The organism is Kineobactrum sediminis (assembly GCF_002868715.1).
Taxonomy (GTDB): Bacteria; Pseudomonadota; Gammaproteobacteria; order Pseudomonadales; family Halieaceae; genus Kineobactrum; species Kineobactrum sediminis.
The window spans coordinates 619,916-631,172 of the sequence record NZ_PKLZ01000001.1 but is presented as its reverse complement, the minus strand read 5'-3'; the positions used below and the strand labels follow the sequence as shown (position 1 = coordinate 631,172).

Below are 11,257 nucleotides of genomic sequence, written 5' to 3'. Positions count from 1 at the left end.
GTTCAGGAGCCGGACTTGTTTGTGCCCTGCATGGGGCCTTTGCGTCCCCCAAGAATATTAACGCCCTTGAGCAGGGTTAGCGCTTCATAGAGCTGGTTATCAGTCGCCAGGAGGTCGCTGGAAACCCGCTTCTCGGGCTTCCGGTCGCCGTTGGCGTTATCCAGGCGCCTGCTGAGATCGGCCTCGCTCAGTTCACGGGACGTGTCGTACGCTGTTACCCGGGCGCGTTCAACAATGATATCCGGCTCTATACCTGCAGCCTGGATGGAGCGCCCGTTGGGCGTAAAGTAGAGCGCGGTGGTCAGTTTTACCGCCCGTGATTCCGAAATGGGCATTACCGTCTGCACTGAGCCCTTGCCAAAGCTCTCGGTGCCCATAATGACCGCGCGGCTATGATCCTGCAGGGCACCGGCAACAATTTCCGAGGCGCTGGCGGAGCCCCCGTTGATCAGTACCACCAGCGGGACGCCGTTACTGGCATCGCCCGGCCTGGCGGCATAGCGGGCATCTGAATTGGCGAGACGGCCCTCGGTATAAACTACCAGGCCGCCGTCCAGGAACAGTCCGGCCACATCAATGCTGGCGCCCAGTACGCCGCCCGGGTTGTTGCGCAGGTCCAGCACCAGGCCTTTCACTTCCTCTTCCATCAGCCTCGCCAGTGCGGCGCTGATATCCCCTCCCGTGCCACTCTGGAACTGGGCAATGCGGATATAACCATAACCGGGCTCCAGAAAACGCTCGCGTACGCTAGCCACTTTGATGGTGTCCCTGACCAGGGTCACGTCGAAGGGCTGGCTTTCTCCCGGGCGGCCGATTTGCAGTTCAATCGAGCTGCCCTTGGGGCCGCGCATGATTTCAATTGCCTCGTTGAGGGTCATATCCTTGACGGTCTTGTCATTGAGTTTGAGTATCACATCGCCCGCCATAAGGCCGGCCTCGGCCGCGGGAGAGCCATCAATGGGAGCGATAACCTTGACGAACCCGTCTTCCATGCCAACTTCCAGGCCGAGGCCGCTGAACTCGCCGGTAGTGGATGTCTGCAGATCTTCGAACGCATCTTTATTCAGGTATGCAGAGTGTGGATCCAGGTTCGCGAGCATGCCCTGGATGGCGTACTCCAGCAGGGTACTATCATCTATTTCCTCGACATAGCCGATACGAATCTGGTTATAGATGTCAGCGAAGATGCGCAAATCCTCAAGCGGCAGGCGCCCTTCTTCCTCGGCGGCCTGTGCACCCGACGGGAAACCCAGCAGTGCGAGCGGCAGCACCAGGAACCGCAGCTTTGCCAGGGAATTGAAAAGAGTGTGCATGAATACCGCCATCGGCTCGCTGGCCGTCGCTATAAAAGTGTTTAGTGTAACCGATTCCCCGAGCGCCCGGGGGTGCCGGTCGGCTGCTTTATTGGCACCAGATGACCGGGTCGACGGGTTTTCCGTCCTTGCGAATTTCAAAATAGAGACCGGCCCGCGCGGCACCACCGGTATTGCCAACGGTACCGATAATGGTGCCGGGACCTACCCATTCCCCGACTTCGCGTAACAGGCTCTGGTTGTGGGCATAGAGACTCATATAACCCTCTCCGTGATCAATGATCAGCAGCAGCCCGGAGCCACGCAGCCAGTCCGCATAGACTACCCGGCCGTGATGAATCGCCTTGACCTCGGTCCCTTCCCCAGCGCGCAAATTTATACCGTGCCAGCGCATGCCACCGGCACCGCGACTGGCGCCAAAACTGTTGCCGCGCTTGCCCGGTACCGGCCAGGCCAGGCTGCCCCTGGTATTCGCAAAGGGCTTGTAGTCGTCGGGAAGCTGCATTTGTGCGATGTTCTGGGCGATGGAATCGAGCAGCTCCTCAAGTTCGGCCCGATCCTGTTGCAGGCGCTCGAGTTCATCGTCCTTGCCGCGAATTTCTGCTCCCAGCCTGGCCAGAACCTGCTTGCGCTGCTGTTGTGCAGCAACCACCTGCTGCCTTTGTTGCTGCAGCGCTTGCTGCTGTGCAGTCAGTTGCGCGGCACTTTCCTCAATACTTGCCCGAACCTCCGCCAGCTGTTTGAGAGTGCCTCTGTAGGCCTCAACCAGGGCGTTACGAGCATTGAAAAAGTAGCGATAGTAAGCCATGGCACGGGCTACCGTATGGGGGCTCTCCTGGTTCAGCAGCACCTTGATTTGCCCATCCTGGCCCATTTTCCAGGCCGCCCCAAGCTCTGTGCGGATGCGTGCCTGCTGGCTGTCCCGAGCCTGTTGCAGAGTGACCCGGCGCGCCTGCAGGGCAGCGAGCTCATCCTGGGTGGCAGCGGTGGCTTCCAGATTGTCAGCGATGGACCGCAGTAGTTCGCCCAGGGTGGTTTCAGTCTGCCGCAGTTGTTGCTGAAGGTCGCCAAGACGGGTGCGTGCCTGCGCCAGTTCCCGGCTAATCTGCTCGATCTTCTGCTGTAACTCCCTGAGCTCTGCGCGCGCCCGTGTTTCCTCCGTTTCTGCACTTGCGGCCAGAGGCATGAGCGTGCATACGGCTGTCAGCAACAGCAGCAGCGATGGCCCTCGCAGCATGGTGTTCAGCCTCGACAACTGATCAGGCTGTGGCCTGTCATTTCCCCGGGCTTGGGCAGGTTCATCAGTACCAGCAGGCTGGGTGCGATGTCGGCCAGTATTCCGCCCTGTGGATCCAGGCTACAGTCCCCCGGGCCGATGTATATGAGGGGCACCGGCTGCGTGGTGTGCTGGGTATGAAGTTGTCCGCTTTCGTAGTCCAGCATCTGCTCGCAGTTACCGTGATCGGCGGTAATGAGGGCCTGGCCGCCTACCTCCAGCACTGCCTGCTCGACCCGCCCCAGAGCCTCGTCCACTGCCTCTGCCGCAGCTACCGCCGCCTCAAATACGCCGCTGTGACCCACCATGTCGCCATTGGCATAGTTACACACGATCAGGTCATAGCGACCCGACTTGATAGCTTCCACCAGCTTATCGGTCACCTCGGGTGCGCTCATCTCCGGCTGCAGATCATACGTGGCGACATCGGGGGACTGCACCATGATGCGGTCTTCACCGTCATAGGGCTGCTCGCGACCGCCGCTGAAAAAGAAAGTCACGTGGGCGTATTTTTCGGTTTCAGCTATTCGTAGCTGGGTCCTGCTGTGCTGCGCAATGTAATCCCCAAGCACGTTGTCCAGGCTGGCTGGAGGAAAGGCGCAAGCTGCGTCGATATCGGCTGAGTATTGCGTGGTCATTACAAAGCCTGCCAGTTCCGGTCGCTGCTGGCGTTCGAAATTGTCGAATTCGGGGTCAGTGAAGGCCCGGGTTAGCTGGCGCGCGCGATCGGCGCGGAAGTTCATGAACAGTATCGCATCGCCGTCGTTAATGGTGGCGCTGTCTTCGCCCTCGCGGCAGATCACTGTCGGCAGCACAAACTCGTCGTTTTCATCGCGGTCGTAGGCCATTTCAAGGGCTTCCGCGCTGGTGTCGGCGCGGTAGGGCGCCTCCGCTTCAGTCAGCAGGCGATAGGCTTTTTCAATACGGTCCCAGCGGTTATCGCGATCCATGGCGTAGTAGCGGCCGATTATGCTCGCCGTGCGGCCGTGCCCCAATTCCTGAAACACGGCATCTGCCCTTTCAAGAGACTCTGCAGCGCTGCGCGGGGGCGTGTCGCGGCCATCCAGGAAGGCGTGCAGATAAATGCGCTTGGCACCGTGTTCCGCGGCCAGCCGAATGGCCGCGAAAATATGGTCCTCATAACTGTGGACGCCGCCATTGGATAAAAGGCCCATCACGTGAACGGCTCCGCCATTGGCAACCGCGCGATCTATGGTTTCGGTATAGGCAGGGTTGTCGTTGAAACTGCCATCTTCCAGCGCCTTGTTGATTCGGGTACTGCTTTGATACACAACCCTGCCCGCGCCCAGGCTCATGTGGCCTACTTCGGAGTTTCCCATCTGGCCTTCCGGCAGGCCCACATCCAGGCCCGATCCGGAAAGAAGCGTATGCGGCGCCTGGGCCCAGAGGCGGTCCCATACCGGGGTTTTGGCGTTGGCGATAGCATTGTCCCGGGTTTCCTCCCGGTAACCCCAGCCGTCGAGGATGATAAGTACGGTGGGAATTCTGTGATTGTCGCTCATGGGCAGTCCGGGTTTGTCCGTGAATTGGGGAGTGGCCTGGTATTTTACCTGTTCCCGCGGAGGATCGCATTGTTGCGGGCTGGTTGCCTGTCAGTATAGCTTGTATACTTGCCGGCGATTTGGTGGCGCACTGCTTGTTGGCGGCGCATCGGCCATCCCGGGGCAAAAACCCCGGATCAACCCAAATTACGAGACCACGCAATAGCCTATGGCACTGTTCCTTGAATTCCTTACCCAGCAGTGGGTGCTTTTCGCTGCCCTGCTTGCCGTCGTCATCATGCTGATTATGCACGAGGCGCGTAAATCCGGGCCGGCACTGAGCCCACAACAAGCCATTAACCTCGCCAACAGCGAGGACGGTGTTTTTGTGGACTTGCGCGATGCCGCCGATTTCAAGGCCGGCCATATTGTGGATGCCATACACATTCCCGCCACCAAGGTTAGCGCGCGTATTGGCGAATTGGAAAAGTACCGGGAGCGCCCGATAATCCTGGTTTGCAAGATGGGCCAGAGCGCCGGCGCGGTGGGCAAGCAGTTAAAGGCCGCAGGGTTTACCCGGGTCTACAAGATGGCGGGTGGCATGCTGGAATGGACCAATCTGCAACTACCTACCGTCAAGTAAACGGGAGCCTGAACAATGACTGCACCGGTCAAATTGTATACAACCCGGTTCTGCCCTTATTGCGTGAGCGCCAAGCGGCTGCTGCAAAACAAGCACGTTGACTACCTTGAAATATCGGTAGACGGTGATCTCAACAAGCGTGCCGAAATGACGGAACTTAGCGGGCGCCGTACCGTACCCCAGATATGGATAGGCGATCTCCATATCGGTGGTTTTGATGAACTTGCCGCGCTTGACCGGCAGGGTCGTCTGGATTCTTTACTTGAACAGGCGCAGTAGGCGCCAGCCCCTACGATAACCCAATGGAGGACGGCTCAATGGCCGATGAAGAAGCACAAGCAGCTGGAACCGCGCAGGAACAGCCCCAGCAACAATTTGCCATGCAGCGCATTTACACCAAGGATGTGTCCTTTGAGTCACCTGGCACCCCCGGGGTTTTTCGTAAACAGTGGCAACCGCAGGTCAATGTTGACCTGAACACCAAAAGTGAAAAGATTGACGATCTCGGCAATTATGAAGCGGTACTGACCATCACCCTGACTGCCAAGATCGAAGAAGAGACGGCATTTCTGGTGGAGGTGCAGCAGGCCGGCATTTTCATGATTACCGGCATTGAGGGCGAGAATCTGCGCCGTGTGCTGGCCACCGCCGCGCCTACTATCCTGTTCCCTTACGCCCGGGAAAATATTGATTCCCTGTGCGTCAAAGGCGGTTTCCCTGCAGTTATGCTGGCGCCGGTCAATTTTGAGGGTCTGTACCAGCAGGCAGTGGCCAAGTCGCAGGAAGAGGCTGCTGCCGCAGCACCGGCTGCCGACGAGCAGGGAGCTACTCACTAGTAGCTTCCTGGTCGCATTTCACTCAAGGCCCGGAAAGCCCAACTGGCGTAATCCTTCATAGCAGATAAGAGCCGCTGCATTACTCAGGTTGAGGCTGCGGCTTCCGGGTCGCATTGGAATACGCAGCACCTGTTCCGGCGGCAGCGCCTGCAGCAGGTCGGTCGGTAAGCCCCGGGTTTCCGGACCGAGAATAATGGCATCGCCGGGACAATAGGCATGTTCGTGGTAGGCGGTGGTCCCGCGGGTGCTCACCGCGAGCAACCGCGCGTTCGGCAACAGATGTTGCAGCGCCGCCAGATCCTCGTGTACCTGTACACTGGCAAATTCGCGATAATCCAGCCCTGCCCGACGGAGCTTCTTGTCATCGAGGTCGAACCCGAGTGGTTTTACGAGATGCAGGTTGCAACCGGTGTTGGCACAAAGACGGATGATATTGCCCGTATTGGGCGGAATTTCGGGCTGATACAATACGATATTAAGCATTGGCCTATTATCTGCCGGATCCGGCCATCGGGGAACCCACTTGTGGTTTCACGCAGATTATTACGATATGCCGAGATCCTTCATCTTGCGGGTAAGGGTATTTCGACCCCAGCCCAGTAGTTCGGCTGCATCGCGTTTTCGACCACTGGTATGTTCCAGGGCCACCTCGATCATGGCTTGCTCAAACATGGGCACGGCCTGGCGCAGAATGTGGTGCTTGTCCTGTGCCAGCTCGTTTCGCGCCCAGTGACAGAGCAGGTCATGCCATTGCATTGCAGTATTACCCGTCTCCGGGGCTACGGTCTTACCCAGCTCCGGCGGCAGGTCGCGCAGGTGAATTTCACGGCCGGAGGCCATAACCGTCAACCAGCGGCAGGTATTCTCCAGTTGCCGGACATTCCCCGGCCATGACAGGGTGGTCAGGAAGCGCTCGGTCTCCGCGAGTAACACCTTGGGTTCGCCCCCGAGTTCCTCTGCTGCCTTGCGAAAAAAGAAATTCATCAGCCGTGGGATATCCTCGCGCCGTTCCGCCAGCCGGGGAATGTGTATGCGGATGACGTTCAGGCGATGGAACAGATCCTCGCGGAAATCCCCCTGTCGCACCCGTTCTTCGAGATCCTGGTGAGTGGCGGCAATAATCCGTACATCTACCTTTACCGAGGTGTGCCCGCCAACTCGATAGAACTCGCCATCAGCCAGTACCCGCAGCAGCCGGGTCTGGGTTTCAGCCGGCATATCCCCGATTTCGTCCAGAAACAATGTGCCCCCATCTGCCTGCTCAAAACGACCTTCACGTTTAGTGTTGGCACCGGTAAAGGCGCCCTTTTCGTGCCCGAAAAGCTCGGATTCCATCAGGTCGCGGGGAATCGCAGCCATGTTAAGCGCGATAAACGGTTTTTGTGCTCGCGGACTATGGCGATGCAGGGCTCGCGCCACCAGTTCTTTACCGGTGCCGGACTCGCCATTGATCAGTACGGTGATGTTGCTCTGCGCCAGCCTGCCGATTGCCCGAAACACTTCCTGCATGGCCGGTGCTTCGCCGATAATCTCGGTTTCCGGAAGTTGTTCCGGCGTGACCGGTTCTCCCCGATTTTCCTGTGCGTGGGCAAGGGCACGCTCGGTGACTGCAATAACCTCGTCGACATCAAAGGGTTTGGGCAGGTATTCAAAGGCCCCGCGCTGATATGAGGCCACAGCGCTTTCCAGGTCTGAGTGTGCGGTAGTGATGATCACCGGTAACTCAGGATATTGTTCAGTGATCCTGGTCAGTAGATCCAGCCCATCTATTCCGGGCATGCGAATGTCGCTGATCACTACATCCGGTTGTTCTACCCGCATCCGCGCTATCAGCTGGTCTCCATCAATAAAGCTCTCGTTGTCGATGCCGGCCTGGCTGAGGGCGCGTTCAAGTACCCAGCGAATTGAGCTGTCGTCATCAACGACCCAGACTTTAGCGTGTTTCTGCATGGCTCTGTTCCATTGGTAAATAAAAGGTGAAACGGGTCTTGCCGGGTTCGCTTTCGCACTCGAGCAGACCCCCATGCCGATTAATGATCGACTGGGCAATGGACAGCCCGAGGCCGGTGCCATCGGCGCGACCGGTCACCATAGGTAGAAAAATGGACTGCTGCAGATCGTTCGGAATCCCGGGACCGTTATCAATGATGTCGACCCGACATACCAGCCTGTGGCGCACGTTACCAATGGTGAACTGGCGTTGGGAGCGGGTGCGCAGCGATATCTGGCAATCCTCCGGCCGCGGCGCCGCCTGTAGCGCATTGCGCATGATATTGAGTGCCGCCTGGACCAGTTGCGACCGGTCCGTAGACAGGGTCGGGAGGCTGGGATCATAGTCCCGGCTGATCTGCACCTGGTTGTCGACTTCGGCGGATATCAGGTTACGCACATGTTCCAGGATTTCATGGATATTGAGATCTTCGAGTACCAGGCGGTGATTGGGTCCCAGCAGGCGGTCGACCAGGTCGCGCAGCCGATCGGCTTCACGGATGATGATCCGCGTGTATTCGGTCAGCTCTTCAGTGGGCAGTTCTTTTGCCAGTAACTGTGCCGCGCCACGTACTCCCCCCAGGGGGTTCTTGATTTCGTGGGCCAGCCCGCGGATCACGGCGCGAGTGGTCTCCTGGGTATGCAGCATGCTCTCTTCGCGACTGATGCGTTGCAGCCGGTCTATCGGTATCAGCTCAAGCAACAGGAAGTTTCCGCCCTCGGTTTGCGCCGCCATTGAGGTTGCAATCAAGTCCACGTGAATCTCCTGGCCCGAGTGCAGGACAAGTGACATGCCCCGGCGAGCCAGTGTCGATCGTGTATCCCTGGCCTGCTCCAGGGTTTGCAGGAACTCCCGGGGATGCTCCACCAGCTGGCCGGCATGGGCGCCCATGGCGCGGCTGATTGACGCCTCCAGCAATACTTCGGCAGCGGAATTGATATCAGTGACCCGCAAATCCTGGTCCAGGGCGATAATCCCTGTGCTTATGTGATCGAGAATGTCTGCCTTGTGCCGCATGCTTGCCCCATGATTGACCGCATTACTGTGGCCTGCATCGTGATATAGCAAAAATAGCGCCAGAATGGCGGCTTGCCCGTTAAAAAGTTAAAAGCACTGTTTTTTCTGGTCTACAAAGGTAGTGAGTGCTCGCTACCCGCCTTTGTGCAGCTAAAACGGCAGAAATGTGGCCAGATCGTCATGCTTGCAGGGTCTGGGCCTGAGTATCATGCACCATTATGGTGCGGCATGATCTGGCTGTTGTCCAGCGCCTTTACTTGCTGCCCCGGGCGTTGGGTATGTTATAGGGTCGCATGACGTAGACCCTTACGGTGTCCGAGCGTGCAACGACATCGCCATCGGCATCCAGGCGCACGACTTCAAGATCGTACCCGCCGCGGAACATGCCGGTGAGGGACCAGCGGGTAGTTGTCTGTGTTTCGCCATAAGGTTTGCCGTCGATAGACAGCTGCAGTTGCTCTCCCGAACGCAGAGCCGGGGTTACCGACGCCTGAACGCTGAAATTACCCGGCCCCATTGGGATAACCGTGTCATTTTCCGGGGTGACTATAGTTACAGTGGGTTCCGGTGCCGGCTCCTCGGGTTGTTCGCCGGGTTGCCGAGGGCGGGTTTCAAGGGCGGGTGCCGTGTTGGTCGGCGGCAGCTCCAGCTTTTCAGCTTGCTTGCCATCCTCGGGAGGCTGGTCGCTGTAACTGACGTTGCCCTGCTCATCAACTGACTTGTAAATCTGTGCCTGGGCAAGCGCCGGCAGTATCAGTAGCAGCAGGAACAGGGGTATTCGTGTCATGGTTCACCTCGGCCGGGTCAGTGTAGCTGCCGATAACGATAGCAGAAAAGCAAAAAGCTACCTATTGGCGAATGGCAAGCATAAAAAAGCCCGCGCGAGGCGGGCTCTCATGTTTTCGCCGTTGCTCTTACACGGAGTAGTACATATCGAACTCGACCGGGTGTGTGGTCATGTCCAGGCGCTCGACATCCAGACGCTTGAGGGCAATATAACCATCAATCATGTCATCGGTGAAGACACCACCGGCTGTCAGGAAGTCGCGGTCCGCATCCAGGGAATCCAGTGCTTCGGTAAGACTTGAGCAGACAGTGGGGATGGCCTTGCCTTCTTCGGGTGGCAGATCGTACAGGTCTTTGTCGGCGGCATCACCGGGGTGAATCTTGTTCTGGATGCCATCCAGGCCCGCCATCAACAAGGCGGCAAAGGCCAGATAAGGGTTGGCAGCGGGGTCGGGGAACCGCACTTCCACGCGCTTGCCCTTGGGGCTTGCAACATAGGGAATGCGAATGGAAGCGGAGCGGTTACGGGCGGAGTAGGCCAGCATTACCGGCGCTTCAAAGCCGGGTACCAGGCGCTTGTAGGAGTTGGTGGCTGGGTTGGTGAATGCATTCAGGGCCTTGGCGTGCTTGATGATGCCGCCAATATAGTACAGCGCCATGTCGGACAGGCCCGAGTAACCATCGCCCGCAAACAGGTTGACACCGTCCTTGGAGATTGACTGGTGTACGTGCATGCCGGAGCCGTTATCACCCACCAGGGGCTTGGGCATGAATGTGGCGGTTTTGCCATAGGCATGGGCCACGTTGTGTACGCAGTATTTGAGAATCTGCACTTCGTCGGCTTTTTTCACCAGGGTGTTGAACAGGACCCCGATCTCGCACTGGCCGGCAGTACCCACCTCGTGGTGATGGACTTCAATGGGCAGGCCCATTTCTTCCATTGCGGTACACATGGCGCCGCGGATGTCGTGCAGTGAGTCGACCGGGGGTACCGGGAAGTAACCGCCCTTGACCTTGGGCCGGTGACCGATGTTGCCTTCTTCCACATGCAGGTTGGAAGACCAGGCCGCTTCCGAGGAGCTGATGGCATAGCCTGCACCCGAAATATCCGCGTGCCACTTGATGTCGTCGAAGACAAAAAATTCCGGTTCGGGACCAAAAAATGCGGTGTCGCCGATACCGGTGGCAACCAGGTATTCCTGGGCGCGATGGGCCACGGAGCGAGGGTCGCGTTCGTAGCCCTGCATGGTGGTGGGCTCTACGATGTCGCAACGCAAAATCACGGTGATATCGTCGGTAAAAGGATCCAGGACCGAGGTGCTGTCATCGGGCATGAGGATCATGTCCGACTCGTTGATGCCTTTCCAGCCGGATATCGAGGAACCATCAAACATCTGCCCCTCTTCGAAAAAGTCTTCATCGACACTGGCCGAGGGCAGAGTGACATGCTGTTCCTTGCCGCGAGTATCAGTAAAGCGCAGGTCAACCCAGCGTGCTTCGCTTTCTTTGATCAGATTCAGAGTCTGCTCTGACATGGTGTTTCCTCCGTGGGATAAAAGTCATTCTGCCTTTCGGCACGTGCGTGTTCCTGGTGCAGGGGTTGCTTGCGAGCGTTCCATCAGCGGCCAGAGAGTATCTGCATAAGTTGAAAAGCAAAAGCTGTGCCAATCCTGTGATTTGTGCGGATGCCGCATTTACAGCAATTTACAGGCTTATTTACGCCCCGACGTGTAGCTGCATGCACCAAAATAAAGCGCTAGTGCGCTATTTTGGTGCGAAGATTGTTGCCGCACGCTTCATTATGCACCTTGAAGGCGCGCTTTCGTTATCCCTTTCGGGCATGAAGTTGTCAAGTGTTGCGGCTGTAATGGTACTTTGCCTGAGTATCGGGAAG

At 57.9% G+C, this 11,257-nt stretch carries 11 protein-coding genes; 3 read left to right on the top strand and 8 right to left on the bottom strand.

Annotation, left to right across the window (positions count from 1 at the left end):
* Nucleotides 1-2: 2 nt before the first annotated feature.
* From CWI75_RS02790 to gpmI, 3 genes are all read right to left on the bottom strand, one after another.
* Entirely contained in the window at nt 3-1,313 is a 1,311-nt protein-coding gene (locus CWI75_RS02790; protein WP_241521050.1) for a S41 family peptidase, read from the bottom strand.
* 88 nt (nt 1,314-1,401) lie between these two features.
* Nucleotides 1,402-2,550: a murein hydrolase activator EnvC family protein gene (locus tag CWI75_RS02785; RefSeq protein ID WP_101519919.1), complete on the bottom strand. Its 1,149-nt coding sequence runs from the start codon at nt 2,548-2,550 to the stop codon at nt 1,402-1,404.
* A gap of 5 nt (nt 2,551-2,555) precedes the next feature.
* The gene (gpmI, locus tag CWI75_RS02780; protein ID WP_101519918.1) at nt 2,556-4,112 is read right to left on the bottom strand and encodes a 2,3-bisphosphoglycerate-independent phosphoglycerate mutase; all 1,557 of its coding nucleotides are present in this window, start codon (nt 4,110-4,112) and stop codon (nt 2,556-2,558) included.
* Between the two features lie 208 nt (nt 4,113-4,320).
* On the opposite strand from gpmI, the gene CWI75_RS02775 reads away from it, so the two are divergent.
* Genes CWI75_RS02775 through secB form a run of 3 tightly spaced genes read left to right on the top strand, consistent with a single transcriptional unit; the run spans nt 4,321 to nt 5,570 of the window.
* A complete protein-coding gene (locus CWI75_RS02775) occupies nt 4,321-4,734 on the top strand; it encodes a rhodanese-like domain-containing protein (RefSeq protein ID WP_101519917.1) in 414 nt (137 codons plus the stop codon).
* A 15-nt stretch (nt 4,735-4,749) separates the two neighbouring features.
* The gene (gene grxC, locus CWI75_RS02770; RefSeq protein WP_101519916.1) at nt 4,750-5,013 is read left to right on the top strand and encodes a glutaredoxin 3; all 264 of its coding nucleotides are present in this window, start codon (nt 4,750-4,752) and stop codon (nt 5,011-5,013) included.
* A 38-nt stretch (nt 5,014-5,051) separates the two neighbouring features.
* Nucleotides 5,052-5,570, top strand: coding sequence for a protein-export chaperone SecB (gene secB / locus CWI75_RS02765; protein WP_101519915.1), 519 nt, complete (start codon nt 5,052-5,054; stop codon nt 5,568-5,570).
* An 18-nt stretch (nt 5,571-5,588) separates the two neighbouring features.
* On the opposite strand, the gene CWI75_RS02760 is transcribed toward secB, so the two are convergent.
* From CWI75_RS02760 to glnA, 5 genes are all read right to left on the bottom strand, one after another.
* On the bottom strand, nt 5,589-6,053 hold the full coding sequence (locus tag CWI75_RS02760) for a tRNA (cytidine(34)-2'-O)-methyltransferase (RefSeq protein WP_101519914.1): 465 nt from the start codon (nt 6,051-6,053) through the stop codon (nt 5,589-5,591).
* Between the two features lie 60 nt (nt 6,054-6,113).
* Nucleotides 6,114-7,520 carry a nitrogen regulation protein NR(I) gene (gene ntrC, locus CWI75_RS02755; RefSeq protein WP_101519913.1) on the bottom strand — a complete coding sequence of 469 codons (1,407 nt, stop codon included), beginning with the start codon at nt 7,518-7,520 and terminating at the stop codon, nt 6,114-6,116.
* Nucleotides 7,504-8,577: a nitrogen regulation protein NR(II) gene (gene glnL / locus CWI75_RS02750; RefSeq protein ID WP_101519912.1), complete on the bottom strand. Its 1,074-nt coding sequence runs from the start codon at nt 8,575-8,577 to the stop codon at nt 7,504-7,506. Before glnL ends, ntrC begins: the two co-directional genes overlap by 17 nt.
* 253 nt (nt 8,578-8,830) lie before the next feature.
* Nucleotides 8,831-9,364 carry a DUF4124 domain-containing protein gene (locus tag CWI75_RS02745; RefSeq protein ID WP_101519911.1) on the bottom strand — a complete coding sequence of 178 codons (534 nt, stop codon included), beginning with the start codon at nt 9,362-9,364 and terminating at the stop codon, nt 8,831-8,833.
* 127 nt (nt 9,365-9,491) lie between these two features.
* The gene (gene glnA / locus CWI75_RS02740; protein ID WP_101519910.1) at nt 9,492-10,898 is read right to left on the bottom strand and encodes a glutamate--ammonia ligase; all 1,407 of its coding nucleotides are present in this window, start codon (nt 10,896-10,898) and stop codon (nt 9,492-9,494) included.
* Between the last annotated feature and the right edge of the window lie 359 nt (nt 10,899-11,257).

Coding starts and splice junctions, on each gene's coding strand:
- gpmI (WP_101519918.1), bottom strand. CDS start 4,112: ATGAGCGACAATCACAGAATTCCCACCGTACTTATCATCCTCGACGGC.
- CWI75_RS02775 (WP_101519917.1), top strand. CDS start 4,321: ATGGCACTGTTCCTTGAATTCCTTACCCAGCAGTGGGTGCTTTTCGCT.
- glnA (WP_101519910.1), bottom strand. CDS start 10,898: ATGTCAGAGCAGACTCTGAATCTGATCAAAGAAAGCGAAGCACGCTGG.
- CWI75_RS02790 (WP_241521050.1), bottom strand. CDS start 1,313: ATGCACACTCTTTTCAATTCCCTGGCAAAGCTGCGGTTCCTGGTGCTG.
- CWI75_RS02785 (WP_101519919.1), bottom strand. CDS start 2,550: ATGCTGCGAGGGCCATCGCTGCTGCTGTTGCTGACAGCCGTATGCACG.
- CWI75_RS02760 (WP_101519914.1), bottom strand. CDS start 6,053: ATGCTTAATATCGTATTGTATCAGCCCGAAATTCCGCCCAATACGGGC.
- grxC (WP_101519916.1), top strand. CDS start 4,750: ATGACTGCACCGGTCAAATTGTATACAACCCGGTTCTGCCCTTATTGC.
- secB (WP_101519915.1), top strand. CDS start 5,052: ATGGCCGATGAAGAAGCACAAGCAGCTGGAACCGCGCAGGAACAGCCC.
- CWI75_RS02745 (WP_101519911.1), bottom strand. CDS start 9,364: ATGACACGAATACCCCTGTTCCTGCTGCTACTGATACTGCCGGCGCTT.
- ntrC (WP_101519913.1), bottom strand. CDS start 7,520: ATGCAGAAACACGCTAAAGTCTGGGTCGTTGATGACGACAGCTCAATT.
- glnL (WP_101519912.1), bottom strand. CDS start 8,577: ATGCGGCACAAGGCAGACATTCTCGATCACATAAGCACAGGGATTATC.